The following is a 17,566-nucleotide window of genomic DNA, read 5'->3' as shown; positions in this document are numbered from 1 at the left end:
GATTTTGTTCAGACCAGTTTTTGCCATCAAAACTGGCATAGTAGATTTTTTCCTTATCAGCACCTACTCCACGCCAAGCCATGTAAAGTTTGTCTTGATGGGCTGTTAATGCTGGACTACTATTTTGACTGATTCCAAAACGTACTCCAGAGTTAGAATTAAATACTTCTAACCCTGAGAAAAAAGTTGGAGCAGCTGAAGTTGCTCGAACGGCTTGCCACACATAATAATCATCCCAATGATTAATAGCTGCTTCTTTGTTATTAAAACGATATACTTCGTCATTCTCAATATCATAGCTATATACTGTTACGTCGCACTCTGTTGATAATTGCGATAATTTTATATCGGAACCAAATTTATCCTGAAAAAAAACTTCGATGTTTTGACCCGAATATTGGGGAGTGAACACTCCTGAACCATGCTTTCCAGCTAATTGGTTAACTCCCGGAATGTTGGATATAAAGTTATCTCTAACCCAACTCAAAAACTTTTCACCGTCAGAGTCGCCGTTTGTTTTAAAAATATTATGGGCATCGTTGACGTAAAATTTTAATAAATCTTGTGCGCTATATATCTGACCTGTCAGTGGATTTTTGGAATTTAAGCCTAAGGCTATTAATCCCCCTGTTGATGTTCCTCCAATTACATCAAATAAACTATGAATAGGAGAGCCTGTTTTTTCTTCTATATATTTAAGGATCGACAAAGGAAGAATACCCCGAATACCTCCTCCATCAATTGATAAGATCCGAACAACTTGTTTAGAATTTGACATTTTTGTTTATTTTGTTGCTTTTAGCTTTTAAGTAAATAGTTTATATCTAGCAAATTGCTTGCTGGTTCAGTATTTTTACTGAATCCAAAGTAATTACACATTTTTTTTATAAATGATGGTGTGTTTTCTACTGGTTTCGATTTCTGGTTCAGGCGCTTCCAAAACATCGGTGTTTATATGCACAATAATCTAGCTACTTCAGTTTCGGCTTTATTACCACTTTGAGCATCATCCGCTCTTTTGATCACGTGCTCCCCATTGCGATATCGGTAGTATGAGCCTACTAATCCTCTTCACGAGAGCAACATGCCCACGAAAGAAGTACTGAATAACAGTGCTGTCCCCATAAGAACAACCACTGCAAAAGCTTATGTAAATACTGGAACTCTGAAAACAGAGGATACTATGAGCCGATCGCAATTTGCAGAGATCGCAAGCAGTTCTACATCGCAAATGCGTGTATATTGTGGAGGTATGTGAGAAACCGCCAATGAGTATAAAAACCAAATTTACTTACATATACATCGAAACTATTGTTAAAATCCAAATAATTTTAAGTTAATATTCATACCTAACTCCTATGAGAGAAACTGTCCTAGAGGTTCGCAATCTCCAAGTTGAATTTCCCGGTGATGGCAATGTCGTCAGAGCTTTGGATGGTATTTCCTTTGGGCTGAATCGAGGTGAAACTCTAGGAATAGTAGGAGAATCGGGAAGCGGTAAGTCGGTGACAGCCCTAGCTGTGATGGGTTTGTTGCAGACTCCCGGTATAGTTACTGGCGGTGAAATCTGGTTTCGTCCGCAGGAGAATGGCAACCCCATCGATTTGGTAAAATTGCCTCCTGAGCAAATGCAGTTACATCGGGGTGGCGATATCGCCATGATTTTTCAAGAACCGATGAGTTCGCTCAATCCAGTTTATAACATTGGGTTTCAGCTAACAGAAGCAATTGTGCGACATCAAAATGTCTCAGCCGCCCAAGCACGACAAATTGCGATCGCAGGTCTCCAAGAGGTTAAACTTCTACCTAGTGATGAGGAGATCCAACAGCAGTATACCGAAACTTCATCGAAACTAGAACCATCAAAGTTGGCACAGTTGGTTAAAGAACACAAAGAAGCCATGCTGGAACGCTACCCCCATGAACTTTCTGGGGGTCAGTTGCAACGAGTAATGATTGCAATGGCCATTTCTTGCAACCCATTAATTTTAATTGCCGATGAACCAACCACAGCCTTGGATGTGACGGTGCAAGCGACTATTTTGGACTTGTTGCGAGAATTGCAGCAAAGCCGTGACATGGCAATGATTTTCATCACCCACGACTTGGGGCTAATTTCAGAAATTGCTGACGAAGTAGCGGTGATGTATAAAGGCAAAGTTGTCGAATCTGGTACTTCTCGGCAAATTTTTAGCACTCCCCAGCATCCATATACTAAAGGTTTGATAGCCTGTCGCCCCACACTCAACCGCCGTCCCCAAAAATTACTCACGGTTTCTGACTATATGAGTGCAGAAGAGACAGCGACGGGACAAGTAGTAATTCAGGCGAAAGAACCCGCACAACCCATAGAAGTCACCACCGAAGAGATTGCTGCAAGATTGGCAAACTTTAATGAAAAGGAACCCCTGCTGCAAATCCGCAACCTGAAAGTTGGTTTTCCGGTGCGCGGGGTGTTTGGTGGGACAAAACGCTACAATATGGCAGTTAATGGCGTTTCTTTTGATGTCAAGCCAGGGGAAACACTAGGTTTGGTAGGAGAATCTGGTTGCGGCAAGACCACCCTTGGTAGAACCTTGCTGCGATTAATTGAACCGATGAGTGGTCAGATTATCTTTGAGAAACAAGATATTACTAGCCTCAAAGGAGAAGCGTTGCAAAAACTGCGGCGAGAAATGCAAATAGTCTTTCAAAACCCTTTCAGTTCCCTCGACCCCCGGATGAAGGTTGGCGATGCGGTGATGGAACCATTGTTAATTCACGCTGTTGGCAAAAGCAAGCAACAACGACGCCAGCGAGTAGTCGAACTCTTAGAACGGGTGGGGTTGAGTGCAGATGCGATTAACCGCTATCCTCATCAGTTTTCTGGCGGTCAACGCCAACGGATTTGCATAGCCCGTTCTTTGGCATTGAATCCTAAGTTTATCATCTGCGATGAATCAGTTTCAGCGCTGGATGTTTCCGTACAGGCGCAGGTATTAAATCTTCTTAAAGAGTTACAGTCAGACTTTCAGCTTACTTATATTTTTATTTCTCACGATTTAAGTGTGGTTAAATTTATGAGCGATCGCATTTTAGTCATGAATCGCGGTCAAATTGTTGAAGAAGGTACAGCCGAAAGCATTTACCAAGAACCCAAAGAAGAATACACGCAAAAATTAATTGCTGCGATTCCTACTGGTAGTGCTGAACGGGTGCGAAGTCGTCATTTGAAGGCTTTATAGAAATAGAATTCAGGAGTCAGGAGTCAGGAGTCAGAATGGGCTAAACCTTAGCTATCCGCTAATAGCATGAATTATATACGAGTGGCGGATAGCGGAGCAGTAGCAAGTCCGCGTTAGCGAGTATTCAAGCGTCACGTCTAAATCAGCGACTTCCAAAAAATAAATTATCCAATCTTGTGGGGTGGACATCTTGTCCGCCTTTGACTACGGGCGGGCGAGACGCCCACCCCACAATAAGTATGAGTGTTTTTTATTTGGAAGTTCCTAAACGGCGTTTTTGCACCCATACTAAATACGCAGGTTTAGTTGTCTTGATTCTGAATTCTGACTCCTGACTTCGGAATTATTTTTCAACAAATATTTGTACAAACAAAGTTAATTATATCTGCAAGTCCAGACTGAGTTTTTAAATTAGTAAAAATAAAAGGTTTATCACCGCGCATTTTTTTAGCATCTCGTTCCATCACACTTAAATCTGCACCAACGTAGGGTGCTAAATCAGTTTTGTTAATCACCAACAAATCAGATTTGGTAATGCCAGGGCCACCTTTGCGGGGAATTTTATCACCAGCCGCAACATCAATGACGTAAATCGTTAAATCCACTAATTCTGGACTAAAAGTAGCAGCCAAATTATCGCCGCCACTTTCCAAAAAGACTAAATCTAAATCGATAAAACGTTCCTCTAACTGTTCAATTGCCGCCAAATTCATCGAAGCATCTTCGCGGATAGCAGTGTGAGGACAACCACCAGTCTCTACACCCAAAATGCGATCGCTTGCCAAAGCCTGAGAACGCACCAAAAACTGAGCATCCTCTTGAGTATAAATATCATTTGTCACTACCGCAATCTGATACTGCTCGCGCAACCCCTTACACAAACCATCCACCAAAGCCGTCTTCCCCGAACCCACCGGGCCAGCAACTCCCACTCGAAATGCATTCATTTTTATTTGTCCTTTGTAATAATTACGAATTACGAATTACGAATTACGAATTATTTTGACTAACTCCTAAACAACCTTGTATACTGAGTTTCATGTTGCATACTCGCTAGCGACAAACCCCAACTACAACAGGCGAGTTGATCGTCCTCCAACCCTAGAATTTCTAACGCCGCAGTGCTAAATAATGGTTGTAAATCTAGCAATAACCCTTGTCCTGCTGTTTGTCCAAGAGGGATAAGTTTTACGCCAGCAGTAATCAAATTACTTGCCCAACTATGCAGATATCCCAGTAATGCGGCTTGGATACTGATTTGCCAATGGGCAACGGCAATGCCAAAAGCGATCGCATAATTGCAAGGATTACCTACAGCATTGGCAATAGGCATAATCTGCGGTTCTAGTTTACCAAGTAATTGGATGAGCGATCGCCCCATCTGCCAACTAGAGGCGCGTAATTCTTCTGTTTCCCTAGCAGCGGATAACCACAGATTCCAACGACATAGGGACTCAATATCACCTATTTTTACAGTTTGCTGCGATCGTACCATCACCGCCGCCTCTAACCGAATTGCCCCGTAGAGCAACTCTGCTTTTAACCAATCTTTGAGATGTGTGTGGTTAGCGATCGTACCATTTTCTACCAGCATTTCCAAACCTTCAGAATAACTATATGCTCCCACAGGCAAAGCGGGGCTAGCCAGCTGCAAAATACTCAAAAGATGACTATCAGTGAGCATGATGCTGTTGTCCATAAGCTCCTAATTCTGGCTGAAACGGTAAAATTTCCTCTTTAACTTCTAACCCCAATTGTTCCAACATCGTGCGTAAAACCGAATCTGAAGACAAGCGTAAATAAGTCGGAGTAATTTCTACAGGTACATGGCGATTTCCTAGATGGTATGTCGCTCGTAATAATAAAAGTGGTGTTTGGGCAAAGGCAGTCATAACTAATTCTGGTTTAGCAGTAATTCTGATTAAACTGCTATGGGTTTCTTCTTGCAGAATATCGCCATCGTGTAAAACGGTTCCTCTGGGTAAATGTAAAAACACAACTTTACCATCTTCAGTTTCAAAGCGATGACGACTGCGCGTGCGTTCTTCTGCTGTTAGCGCCAGAGTAAAAGTAACAGCGGCATTGTAATTAGGTGGCTTAAGTTGGGTAAATGTCAGCATACAGAATTTCGCTTGATTTTCCGCTTTTCATTATGGTTCTAATTTAAATACAATATCTGCCTTGCCGGAAGAAAAGATAAAATTAAACAATAGATGAAAATATTGATTCCAAATATGATATTGCTCAGAATTTGGATAAAAAGGGCCTAATTTTTTTAGCAGCCCCTTGAATAATATTATTTTGGCATTAATTTGAATAGATTTATGCAAACAAAAAAAGGAGAGTAGTGCTACTCTCCTAACGTAATCTGAGGGAAAACTTTCAGCTTAGTGATTAAAACGGGCTTGACGTTCACGCAATTCACGAGCGCGTCGTTCGCGGGCTTGGCGTTCACGCAATTCACGAGCGCGTCGTTCGCGGGCTTGACGTTCACGCAATTCACGAGCGCGTTGTTCGCGGACTTGACGTTCGTGTTGGACTTTATTGTTATTAAAAGCTACAGTATTACTACGATTAAAATGCTCATGCTCAGATTTAAATTCAGCAGCATTAGCATTTTGAGAAAGAGCAGCACTTGAAGCAACTGCTAATAAGCCTCCAAGAAGAATAGATTTAAAACGGTTCATATATCCTTTAATCTCCGTTGCATTGTTTTGTATATTCTCAATATAATTGGAATAATCAGGCACTCGCTTGTATCTAAAGTCACCTTTAAATAGTTACTTTAGTCCCTATACTAAGATTTACAGCAGAATACAGAATTTAGGAGTCACGAGTCAGAATTCAGTTGGGTATTTTGTACGATACTTCGGCTATGCGATAGTTGAGCGCAGGAATGCACTGAGCTTGTCGAAGCGTCGAAACTCAGTGCATCGCTGGTGGATAAATAACCAAAGGTCAGCTAATAGGTAATGTAAACCAAAAGGTTGCCCCTGTATTCAATGCACTATTAACACCGATTTCGCCGCCGTGAGCATGGATAATTTGCTTACACAGATACAACCCTAATCCCAAACTTACAGAATTGCCGATACTTCTACCCCGAAAGTAAAGGTCAAAAAGCCGATCGCTTTGTTGTTGACTAATTCCTACACCATTATCAGTAACAGTACAATAAATCATGTCATCCTGACAGGTAGCATTGATTGTCAAAAGCAATTCTGGGGGATTATGTTTGAGGGCGTTGACGATTAAGTTAGAAAAAACTCGCCATAGTTGCGTGGGATCTGCATTCACTAATGGCAAATCTGCGGATACCAAATTTGTGAGCTTGGCTTGATTTTGTGCTAATAATGGCTCTAAATCTGCGATCGCAGCTTCGACAACTGCCAGTAATTGTACGGCTTGACGTTGTAAGACAACACCTTGCACCTCACTGATATGAGTTTCCATCAACGAATTAATTAAGTTAAGTTGCCGATCGCTACTTTGAATCATCCGCTCTAAAATTGAGCGGGAAATCGCAATATTTTCCTCTGAACGGGTCAGCAAATTCTTCAGTACCATTAAAGTACCCAGTACTGGGTTGCGTAAGTCATGAGAAACTGCATGGAAAAATACTCGTAGTTCTTCTTCAGTTTGCTTGCGCTGGGTAATATCTTCAATCAAACCTTCGTAGTAAAGCAGTTTTCCCTGTTCGTCACGGACTGTATAGGCTTTTTCGGAAATCCAGACAATACTCCCGTCTTGGCGATAAATTTGGGACTCGAAATCGGAAACGCTGCCATACTTTTCCATCAGACGCACAAATTCTGTCCGGCGGTTCGGGTCAACGTACAATTGTTCAATGTCAGTGAAATTTGCTGTCACCTCCTGCGCTAAGGAGTAGCCATAAATCCTTGCTAAAGCAGGATTTGCCGTAATGTAATGTCCATCGGGACTGCTTTGAAAAATTCCTTCAACGGCGTTTTCAAAAATGCTGCGATATTTCGCTTCGGCAACCTTGAGTTTTTGGTAGGCAGATTCTAGTTCTTGGCGGGCGAAAAATTCAGAACGTTGCAGGCGATCGTACAGATAAACACCGATGTCACATATAGTACAAAACCAAAAAATGTATAAAATGAACGTTACATTATATATTTCTGGGTGGTCGGGTATTGGTGTTTTTAGCCCAAGTGTCGTATTCACACCAAAATAGTAAATCAGCACACTCACTTGAGTCAGCAAGTGAAGAATCCAGCAGACGGGCATCAACACAGCTTGGCTCAAGAACAATAGCGACCAGCCGATGGTATCGGGTAGTGCGAAACCTCTGATGGTTGCAAACAACTGCGACGCTAAACTAAGTGACCAAGAAGACCCTAAAAATAATAAATCTGGACGATGACGACCTAATTTAGTTTTATGTAAAGCAAAGCAAATAATTATACTTGCAAGCATTGCAACATTAATTACCAGGCGTTGAGTTCTAAGTACTTCTGGGAGCGGCTGCAACTCTGCAAAAGGAAAAAACAGGCCATAAATGTCTCGCAAAGTAAAAGACAACAGACAGATCAGTGCCAGCCATAACCATAAGCGTAATCTTTGCCACAAAAAACGGTTACGCCAAACTCTGTAAAGAGTAATGATTTCATCTGTTGTTGGCGCAGAAAAGGTTTTTCTCCACCAGCTTTGCACTGTTGTAAATGGAGTAGCCATTAGCATCCGAGCAACTTTGCCCATACCTTGAGGGTGTTTCCCTTACTTAATAGACTTCTTGCAGAAGTAGGGAAAAGGGGAAGGGGGAAAGGGTAAAGGTTTTGTATTTCACCCTTACCCTTTAACTTTTTCCCTTTTCCCACAAGAGTGCAAAAAGCACCTTTGCAAGAGGTTTTATATTGCTATAAATAACACCCTCTCATTTTTTGGTGATTTATGGGCGATTTGTTGCGGATGAAGTTGCCAAAGGTAGTGTAAACCAGAAAGTTAATCCACGCTTGCGGTTACTCATAACCCCGATTTCGCCGCCATGCGCCTTAATAACTTTCCGACAAAGATACATTTTTAAGCCAATGCTTGTAGAGCAGCAATCTTGAGGATCGCGGACATGGAGATCGAAGAGGCGATCGCACTCTACTTTACTCATTATCACACCGTCATCTTGAATCTGAGTGCGAATCATTCCGCCCTCAACGGTGGCGCTCAGGGTAAAATTTAATCCTGGCGGATTATTGTGCAAGCTATGTGCGATCAAATTTACCAAAACTTTCTGCAATCGAGTCCCATCTGCCATTACTAACGGTAAGTCTGCGGGAACCAAGTTCTTCAGAGTCGCTTGATTTTGTGTCAGCATGGGTTTCAACTCGGCGAATGTGCCTGCCAGTAGGGTGCTAAATTGCACGGGTTCGAGTTTGATCTCAAGACCCTGTTTTTCACAAGAATTAATTTCTAGCAATGAGTTAATCATCGTCAGTTGGCGATCGTTGCCCTGAATCATTCGCTCAATGATTGAGCGAGATATTGGAATTGAAGATTGGGCACTTGGGATATGGGAAAGAGGCAGAGGGGAAAGACTTGCTGTAATTACTCCCCTGCTCCCCTGCTCCCCTGCTCCCCTGCTCCCCACTCCCTGATTTAACAAATTCTTTAACACCATCAAGTTACCCATCACCGAAGTCCGTAAATCGTGGGCAACTGTGTGCAAAACAACATCTTTGACGCGATGCAATTTTTCAACTTCTTGCATTTTCTGCTCTAACTGTGCTGTTCGTTCTTGGACTTGGTATTCTAAATTAGTGTTGAGTTCTGCTAGCTTTTGGCATATCTGGCTTTGTTGAATCGCGATCGCTAGCTGTTCTGACATCTGCTGTAACAAATCAATTTCTATTGGCTGCCAATAACGCGGCCCTGAGCATTGATTGGCAATTAACGCCCCAAATAATTCATTACCTAGCATAATTGGTACAGCCAAGCTAGCCTTCGTTTGGAATTTTTGACAGTGTGCTTTTACTTTGGGAGATACTGATATTTGCGTTACGTCTTCAACGACACGCACACGATTATCTTTTAATAAGTTTCTTAATTCTTGTAGATAAGCTTCATCTTTAGTAGACCAACCTGAGACTGATGGATATTTAGGATCTACTGATTCGGCAAGAGTCTTGACTCCTAAATTGGCATTATTTAAACCAATGAAAACTCGATCTGTTTGCAGAAATTGCCTGACTTCCGTCACGGTGGTTTGAAGAATTTCCTCTAATTTAAGCGAAGACCGAATTCTTACTAGGGTTTCTGCCAACAAGCGATCGCGTTGGGCACAAAAGCGTAATTGTGCTTCTACTTGTTTGCGTTCTGTAATGTCATGATGCACTGCTAAAATGGCAGGAATACCATTCAAATCAATGACTTCGGCTGACAGCAGCGTTGTAATTATCTCACCAGATTTTTGCCGAAAATCAATTTCTAAGTTACGAGCAACTCCCGTGCTTTGCAACTCTTGCACTAAGTTTAGGCGATCGCGATCCTGTACCCAAAGATTTAACTCAAAAGAAGTTTTACCAATTGCCTCATCTCGCCCATAACCGGAAAGATTCACAAAACTGTCGTTAACTTCGATAAAGCGTCCTTCTTGCAGCGTGCTAATGGTAATTGAATCGGGGCTGCAACTAAAAGCTTTAGCAAATTTTTGGGCAAGATTTTGTAAGGCGACCTCCCCTTGTTTGCGATCTGTGATGTCTCGGACAATTGCTAGTACCTCATCTGTACCACTAACTACCAATCGCGCCTCGTAATCTCTGACTCCCAAAGATGTTCGTAGTTGATATTCACAACTTTGTAAACTTCCAGAATCTAAAGTTTTAGCGATCGCTACTTGGCTAATGGCTGCAACATCACTCGGCAATAACTCTTGCAGATTTTTTCCAACTATTTCTTCTCTCGAAAGAGTGATATTTGCACCTTCACTTTTCAAATCTAGATACTCGCCATCGCGACTGATGCGAAACATCAAATCTGGTATAGCATCCAAAATTGCTTTATATCGTGCCTCACTCTCAAGCAATTTTTCTTGGGCTTGTTTTCGGTCTGTAATATCCATAACCAAGCCATGCCAAAGAAAATCGCCATCTTCTTGTAATTCGGGTTGCGAAGTACCTTGAATCCATTTCAGTTTGCCACTAGGCGTAACAATCCGACCTTCCCAATGCCAAGGTGTAAGAGTAGTACGACAAACAGTAATAGATTCTGTAAAAGCTTGTATATCTTGTGGATGAATCAGTTTACATAACACCTGAAAGTCTGACTGTACAGCTTCTGGTTCTAATTCATACAAATATTTACAACCAGAACTAATATAAGGGATAAATACAGAACCATCCTGCCGTTGCAGAATTTGGAAAATCATCCCCGGTAAATTGGCAGCAACTGTTTCCAACAGAGGGATCTTCTCTGGTAGAAAATCTGGTTTATGCCGTGATTTTATAATTTCATCCACTCTTAGACCCTTTGATATATAAGCAATTGGCATAATATTCAAGGCAATCATAGCCATTGTAAAAGTTTTTTAGCTGTCGGCGAAATCACTAACAGCAAAAAAGTGGCTCTACTTTCAGAGTAGTTCTGGATGCTGCGATCGCATTCACCCAATCGGGTGAACCATTTGTTAAATAGCGAATCAGTTCAGGAGTGCTGATTCACTTTCAGGCAAAGGTTTCAATTCTTTTTTGAACACTAAGTACAGTTTTGCATAAATTCGTAGCTTTTTTAAACGCAAAGAAATGCAAAGAGAATATAAAGATGTAACACTGCTACGTCTCTACAAGGCTTATGGATAATAATTAATTTCTAGAAATGCCTAATAGGTGATGAATTAATAAAAGTTTTTAGTCAGCTAATCGTCATTCAAATAGCATCTCCGTGTCTTTGCGTAAGAGTATTTGCACATCAGCTTATTATCATATCCTTGAAAAACAAACCCTGATTTTGGGAACAATAACGATATATGTGCTGCTAAAAGTCAAACTTTTGACAGCAGTTTTGATTATTGAGAGCATAACCATGACAACAGCAATTTATGAAGTTTATAGCATAAGCGGCTATAAATTAATAGAAACACTCTACCAAGGTTCCAAAACCGTAGTCTATCGAGCCATCCGACTGGTGGATGAACAACCTGTTGTCATTAAAATACTGCAAGTAGAATCTCCTACTTTTAACGAACTGTTGCAGTTTCGTAACCAATATACCATTGCCAAAAATTTCAATATTCCTAGTATCGTTCGTCCCTATAGTCTAGAAGCATATCGCAATAGTTATGCTTTAGTAATGGAAGATTTTGGGGGAATTTCTCTGAGAGAATATACCAAAACTCAATCACTGGAACTTGTGGAATTTTTCACAATCGGTCTGCAACTTAGTCATATTCTCCATGAACTGCACCAAGAACGGGTAATTCACAAAGATATCAAACCGACTAATATTCTAATTAACCCGCAAACCAAACAAGTAAAACTCATCGATTTTAGCATTGCTTCTTTGCTTCCCAGAGAAAACCAAACTACGATCAGTCCCAAGGTTTTAGAGGGAACTTTGGCTTATTTATCTCCCGAACAAACTGGACGGATGAACCGAGGAATAGATTACCGCAGTGACTTTTATTCTTTGGGTGTGACATTTTTTGAACTAATCACAGGACAATTACCCTTTGAGTCAGAAGATTCAATGGAGTTGGTGCATTGTCATATTGCCAAACAGCCACCATCCCTTCGGGAAGTTAAAAGTGAAGAGATTTCGGAAGTGTTGTCAGATATTGTCATGAAATTGATGGCAAAAAATGCTGAAGATCGTTATCAAAATGCTTTAGGGTTAAAACACGATTTAGAAAATTGTCTTTGTCAACTGAACGAAACGGGTAAGATTAAATACTTCCAAATTGGACAACGGGATATTTGCGTAGGCGTAGACCGTCGTAGACATCGCTTCATTATCCCAGAAAAGTTATACGGGAGAGAAACAGGCGTCCGACAACTATTAGAAGCGTTTGAGAGGGTTTCTCTGGGAAAGTGTGAAATCATGTTAATTGCTGGTTCTTCTGGCATTGGTAAAACTGCGGTGGTGAATGAAGTTCATAAACCAATCGTTCGGCAACGCGGTTATTTTATCAAAGGTAAATTTGACCAGTTTAACCGGAATATTCCCTTATCTGCCTTTGTGCAATCCTTGCGTGATTTAATAGTGCAGTTATTAACAGAAACCGATCGACAACTGCAACAATGGAAAAAAAATATCCTGGCAGCATTAAGAGACGATGGACAGATAATCGTTGAAGTGATTCCCGAATTAGAAAAAATTATCGGTAAACAACCCCCGACATCAGAATTATCAGCAGAGGCGGCGCAAAATAGATTTAATTTATTATTTCAAAGTTTTATTCAGCTTTTTACGACAAAAGAACATCCTTTAGTTATTTTTCTGGATGATTTGCAATGGGCAGATTTAGCTTCATTAAAATTGCTTCAATTACTAATGAATGAGTCAAACTCTGGATATTTATTACTAATTTGTGCTTATAGAGATAACGAACTATCACCTGCCCATCCGTTAATGTCAATTTTAGATGAGGTAAGAAAAATAGGCACGACTATTAACTTGATAACTCTGCAACCTTTAAGTCAATTACAATTGAATCAGTTAGTAAGCGATACATTAGGTTGCAAAGAAGAATTAGCATTACCTATTTCGCAATTAGTGTTTCAAAAAACTCAGGGAAATCCATTTTTTGCAACACAATTTATTAAAGCTTTGCACCAAGATGGGTTGATTATCTTCAACTTTGCAGAAGGTTGCTGGCAATGTGATATTGCAAAAATCAATCAGCAATCTTTGACAGATAATGTTTTGGAATTCATGGCATTTCAATTACGGAGGCTGCCAGAATCAACTCAACAGGCTCTAAAATTAGCTGCTTGCATCGGCAATCAGTTTGATTTAGCAACATTGGCGATCGTTTCTGAACAGTTGGAAACCGAAACAGCAGCTTGTTTATGGAATGGTTTACAAGAAGGTTTGATTTTGCCCCAAAGTGAAGTTTATAAGTTTTATGTTGGGCAAGAAGAACAAATATTTACTCAACAAACTTCCCCAAATGCTGGATACAAATTCTTACACGATCGCGTTCAGCAAGCTGCCTACTCGTTGATTCCAGACGACCAAAAGCAAGCCACCCATTACAAAATTGGAATGTTATTGTTACGCAATTCCTCAGATTTGGAACGAGAAGAACGATTATTTGAAATTGTCACTCATTTGAACGCAGCTAGTTCCTTAATCACTGAACCTTCAGAGCGGCAAGAACTGGCACAATTAAATCTGAGCGCAGGACGGAGAGCAAAATCTGCAACTACATACACAGTAGCCGTCGAGTATCTGACCGTGGGAATTAGTTTGCTATCCCATTCTTGCTGGGAAAGCCACTATGACTTGACCCTGACGCTGTATATCGAGGTAACTGAAGCCACCTATCTCAACGCCGATTTTGAGCAGATGGAACAATGGGTGACAATTGTGTTGCAACACGCTAAGACCTTGCTCGACAGCATTCCCATCTACGTCACTAGAATGATGGCAGGAAGATCGCAAGGTCTTCCATTGAAAACGCTGAATATTGGCTTGCAGGTGTTGCAACTGTTGGGTATTGAGTTTCCTCAACAATCAACTGCGGCAGATATTGGACGGGCAGGTGAAGCAACTATGCAGTTATGGGAAGGACGTTCTTCTCTGGATTTGCTCAATTTATCCACTATGAAAGATGCTCACCGCTTGGCAGCGATGAGCATCATGAGCAAAATGATTCCAGCTGCCTATCTTGCAAGACCTGCTTTAATGCCTCTACTGATATTCAAACAAGTAGAATTTTCGATTAAATATGGTAATTGTCCTATTTCTGTCTATGCTTATGCCGACTACGGCATCATCCTCTGTGGTGTGCTTGGTAATCTGGAAGCTGGTTATGAGTTTGGACAATTGGCGTTAAACCTGCTGGAACAGTTGCAGTCCAAAATCTTTAAATGCAGAACCTACTTTATCGTCTACTACTTTATCCGTCATTGGAAAGACTCATTGCGCGAACAACTTGTGCATCTGCAAGAGGGCTACCAAAATGGACTGGAAACTGGAGATTTGGATAGTACAGCATTGAATGCCCAAGCTTACTGTCACTATGCTTATTTTACAGGGCGAGAATTAACTGGGTTGGCGAATGAAATGGCAGCCTATCGCCAAAGCATCTATTCACTCAAGCAAGAATCGCCGCTGCAATATCTGGAGATTGCTTATCAAGCTGTACTCAACTTGCTAGGACATAGCCAATCTCCCGATCGCTTAACGGGAACGATTTATCATGCAGAACAACGATTATCCCTGAATCAGGCAACCCAAGACCGAACTGGATTATTTTATTGGCAAGTTAATCAAACGATTCTCTGGTATTTGTTTGGGCGGTATCAAGAAGCTGCCCAGCAGTCTGCTCAGGCAAAACAGTACTTAGACGCTGGTATCGCCCAATTTGGTGTTGCTCTGTATTTTTTCTACGATTCTTTGATTCATCTGGCAGTTTACAAAGCCGCAACTGAGTCAGAACAGCAACAGATTCTCGCCCAAGTCGAGGCGAATCAAGAGAAGATGCAAAGATGGGCAGCATTTGCTCCCTGTAACCATCAACACCGTTGGGATTTAGTGGAAGCCGAACGGTATGCTATTAGCGATGTCTACGACGGGCTACGCCTACGCGCCGTAGCAATGGACTTTTACGATCGCGCGATCGCTAAAGCCAAGGAAAACGGCTTCCTCCAAGATGAAGCTCTCGCTAACGAACTCGCTGCCAAATTTTACCTTAACTGGGGCAAAGAAAAAGTCGCCCAAGCCTATATGCAGGCAGCTTACTCTGGCTATGCCAGGTGGGGAGCCAAAGCCAAGACAGATGACTTAGAAAAACGTTACCCACAATTGCTGCATCCAATTTCGCAACAGACAGTACCAACAGTAAATCTTTTAGAAGCCTTAGCAACAATTGCTAACCCAATCAACTCATTTACTAGTACCGCGACTTCTTCCGGCGGCAACATCAATAACATACTTGACTTGAGCGCTATCCTCAAAGCGTCGCAAACTCTTTCTGCAACAATTCAACTCGATGAATTTTTACAGCAACTTACCCAAATCATTCTTGAAAATGCTGGTGCTGATAAATGTGCCCTGCTTTTACCTGAAGATGGGAAATGGCAAATACGCGCAATTACTACCCTTGATAGCACTAGCTTAAAATTAGAACCGCTCGAAAATAATCCTAATGTTCCGATTGCGCTGATTCAGTATGTGAAAAATACAGCTAATGTGGTTGTGATTGACGATCTCAAAACTACTTTACCGATAGTTGATGATTATTTAATTCAGCATCAACCCAAGAGTGTGATATGTTTACCAATACTCAATCAGGGACGTTTAGTAGGAATTTTATACTTAGAAAATCATTTAACGAGTGGGGTATTTACCAGCGATCGCATTTTAGTACTGAATTTCCTTTGTACTCAAGCGGCAATTTCTCTAGAAAATGCTCGGCTTTACGCGAATCTTCAGCAAAGCGAAGCCCGTTTTCAGAAAGTTGCCGATAATGTTCCTGGAGCGATTTATCAACTCCATGTGACAGCAGATAATTTGGCTTCTATGCCCTATATTAGTTCTGGCTGCTATAACCTTTACGAAGTGACAGCAGAGGAAATAATCGCCGGCAAGGAAAACCCTCGTTCTCTAGAACATCTCGATGATATTGCTGGTATCGAGCAGGCAATGATGGAATCTGCCCAAAATCTGACACCGTTTGTTCACGAATGGCGACTTATCACGCCATCAGGAACTATGAAATGGGTGCAAGCGGCATCTCGTCCAGAAATGCAAGTGGATGGTGCAATTGTTTGGGATGGTTTAATTTTAGATATTAGCGATCGCAAAGCTGCCGAAGCTATCGTCCAGCAAAAATCTCAACAACTAGAACAAGCAATTGAAGACTTACAAAAAGCCCAATTACAAATTGTCCAAAGCGAAAAAATGTCAGCCCTTGGAAATTTAGTTGCAGGTGTCGCCCACGAAATCAATAACCCAATTGGCTTTATCGCTGGAAATGTCAACGAAGCGAAGTTGGGATTAGAAGATATTATTGAACACTTGCAATTGTACCGTTCTGGCGCATCTACAACAGAAATTGACCAACATGCCCAGAAGATTGAGATTGATTATCTCTTAGAAGACGTACCCAAAATGATTAAATCTATGAACGTGGGGTGCGATCGCATTAAAAATATCAGTACTAGCTTGCGAACTTTCTCGCGGGCAGATAAGGATTACAAAGTTCCCTTTAACATCCATGAAGGTATTGATAGCACTATTTTAATTTTGAAACATCGCCTGAAGGCTAATGAACAACATCCAGCAATTGAAGTCATTACCAACTATGGCAATATTCCCCAAGTAGAATGTTTTCCTGGGCAACTCAATCAGGTCTTTATGAATTTGCTAGCAAATGCCATTGATGCCTTAGAAGAATCAAACCAAGGATACAGCTTTGATGAAATTGAAGCTAATATTAATCGGATTATTATTACAACATCAGTGCATAACGATTCTCACGTTAAGATTCAAATAGCTGATAACGGTATTGGGATGACTGATGATGTCAAAAAACGAATTTTTGAGCATTTATTTACTACTAAACTTGTTGGCAAAGGTACAGGATTAGGATTAGCGATCGCTCGACAAATTATAGTTGAAAAACATGAAGGTACTTTGGTAGTCAATTCTACTTTTGGACAAGGCTCTGAGTTTGAAATAACACTACCAATCGGTCATTGACGTTCTCTAAGTTTGCGTAGCGTGTGCCTTGCGGCTATAAGTAAGCAGACTGGCTAACGCTACCCTATCTATCAGTGGAGAGTATAAAGCAAGCACTACAACTACGAATTACTTTGACAGACTACTAGAATAGATATATTGCTTCCACCCAAACTGATAACATGAATACTACCACCGTCAGTTTACCTCCTACCCTCGAATTAAATATCGACTTAACTGACGAGCAATTTTTTCAGCTTTGTCAAAATAATCGAGACTTAAAGTTTGAGCGGACAGCTTCAGGGGAATTAATTATTATGCCACCTACGGGGAGTAGTACTAGTGACCGTAATGCTGATTTAACTTATCAATTAAGAGCTTGGAGTCGTCAAAATAAACTAGGTAAATCTTTTGACTCTGACTTCTACCTCTGGAGTTTAGACTAAAAGCGATATGAGAGAACGCAAATCAAAAGGAATTAGAGG

10 protein-coding genes and 1 pseudogene are annotated in these 17,566 nt (G+C 41.1%); 4 read left to right on the top strand and 7 right to left on the bottom strand.

Annotated elements, in window-relative coordinates; all coding sequences use genetic code 11:
* A partial coding sequence (locus ACM0OX_RS31775) for a patatin-like phospholipase family protein (RefSeq protein ID WP_414518954.1) occupies positions 1-778 on the bottom strand: 778 nt, incomplete at its 3' end.
* 306 nt (positions 779-1,084) lie between these two features.
* On the opposite strand from ACM0OX_RS31775, the gene ACM0OX_RS31770 reads away from it, so the two are divergent.
* Positions 1,085-1,258 carry a hypothetical protein gene (locus tag ACM0OX_RS31770; RefSeq protein WP_414518953.1) on the top strand — a complete coding sequence of 58 codons (174 nt, stop codon included), beginning with the start codon at positions 1,085-1,087 and terminating at the stop codon, positions 1,256-1,258.
* Positions 1,259-1,358: 100 nt separating this feature from the next.
* A complete protein-coding gene (locus ACM0OX_RS31765; RefSeq protein ID WP_414518952.1) occupies positions 1,359-3,224 on the top strand; it encodes an ABC transporter ATP-binding protein in 1,866 nt (621 codons plus the stop codon).
* A gap of 350 nt (positions 3,225-3,574) precedes the next feature.
* Here the strand turns inward: ACM0OX_RS31765 and ureG are convergent, their stop codons facing one another.
* The 6 genes from ureG to ACM0OX_RS31735 all read right to left on the bottom strand — a co-directional run bounded on the left by ureG (position 3,575) and on the right by ACM0OX_RS31735 (position 10,695).
* Complete coding sequence (gene ureG / locus ACM0OX_RS31760) at positions 3,575-4,171, bottom strand: urease accessory protein UreG (RefSeq protein WP_414518951.1); 597 nt, start codon at positions 4,169-4,171, stop codon at positions 3,575-3,577.
* Positions 4,172-4,230: 59 nt separating this feature from the next.
* Positions 4,231-4,923, bottom strand: a complete 693-nt coding sequence (locus tag ACM0OX_RS31755) for an urease accessory protein UreF (RefSeq protein WP_414518950.1) — start codon at positions 4,921-4,923, stop codon at positions 4,231-4,233.
* Positions 4,898-5,344: an urease accessory protein UreE gene (gene ureE, locus ACM0OX_RS31750; RefSeq protein ID WP_414518949.1), complete on the bottom strand. Its 447-nt coding sequence runs from the start codon at positions 5,342-5,344 to the stop codon at positions 4,898-4,900. The genes ACM0OX_RS31755 and ureE overlap by 26 nt, the downstream gene beginning before the upstream one ends.
* A 267-nt stretch (positions 5,345-5,611) precedes the next feature.
* On the bottom strand, positions 5,612-5,911 hold the full coding sequence (locus ACM0OX_RS31745; RefSeq protein WP_414518948.1) for a hypothetical protein: 300 nt from the start codon (positions 5,909-5,911) through the stop codon (positions 5,612-5,614).
* Positions 5,912-6,182: 271 nt separating this feature from the next.
* Positions 6,183-7,922: an ATP-binding protein gene (locus ACM0OX_RS31740; protein WP_414518947.1), complete on the bottom strand. Its 1,740-nt coding sequence runs from the start codon at positions 7,920-7,922 to the stop codon at positions 6,183-6,185.
* A gap of 214 nt (positions 7,923-8,136) precedes the next feature.
* On the bottom strand, positions 8,137-10,695 hold the full coding sequence (locus ACM0OX_RS31735) for a PAS domain S-box protein (protein ID WP_414518946.1): 2,559 nt from the start codon (positions 10,693-10,695) through the stop codon (positions 8,137-8,139).
* A 563-nt stretch (positions 10,696-11,258) separates the two neighbouring features.
* Here ACM0OX_RS31735 and ACM0OX_RS31730 point away from each other — a divergent pair.
* Positions 11,259-17,102, top strand: a complete 5,844-nt coding sequence (locus tag ACM0OX_RS31730) for an AAA family ATPase (protein ID WP_414518945.1) — start codon at positions 11,259-11,261, stop codon at positions 17,100-17,102.
* A 161-nt stretch (positions 17,103-17,263) separates the two neighbouring features.
* Positions 17,264-17,500: pseudogene (locus ACM0OX_RS31725) on the top strand (Uma2 family endonuclease); the annotation flags it as partial.
* Positions 17,501-17,566 lie beyond the last annotated feature (66 nt).

The organism is Nostoc sp. PCC 9305 (assembly GCF_963920915.1).
GTDB lineage: Bacteria > Cyanobacteriota > Cyanobacteriia > Cyanobacteriales > Nostocaceae > Nostoc.
The sequence above is the reverse complement of the archived record's forward strand: the minus strand, read 5'-3'. Positions and strand labels throughout refer to the sequence as shown.

Coding starts and splice junctions, on each gene's coding strand:
- ACM0OX_RS31770 (WP_414518953.1), top strand. CDS start 1,085: ATGCCCACGAAAGAAGTACTGAATAACAGTGCTGTCCCCATAAGAACA.
- ACM0OX_RS31740 (WP_414518947.1), bottom strand. CDS start 7,922: ATGGCTACTCCATTTACAACAGTGCAAAGCTGGTGGAGAAAAACCTTT.
- ureE (WP_414518949.1), bottom strand. CDS start 5,344: ATGCTGACATTTACCCAACTTAAGCCACCTAATTACAATGCCGCTGTT.
- ACM0OX_RS31730 (WP_414518945.1), top strand. CDS start 11,259: ATGACAACAGCAATTTATGAAGTTTATAGCATAAGCGGCTATAAATTA.
- ACM0OX_RS31765 (WP_414518952.1), top strand. CDS start 1,359: ATGAGAGAAACTGTCCTAGAGGTTCGCAATCTCCAAGTTGAATTTCCC.
- ACM0OX_RS31745 (WP_414518948.1), bottom strand. CDS start 5,911: ATGAACCGTTTTAAATCTATTCTTCTTGGAGGCTTATTAGCAGTTGCT.
- ureG (WP_414518951.1), bottom strand. CDS start 4,171: ATGAATGCATTTCGAGTGGGAGTTGCTGGCCCGGTGGGTTCGGGGAAG.
- ACM0OX_RS31755 (WP_414518950.1), bottom strand. CDS start 4,923: ATGGACAACAGCATCATGCTCACTGATAGTCATCTTTTGAGTATTTTG.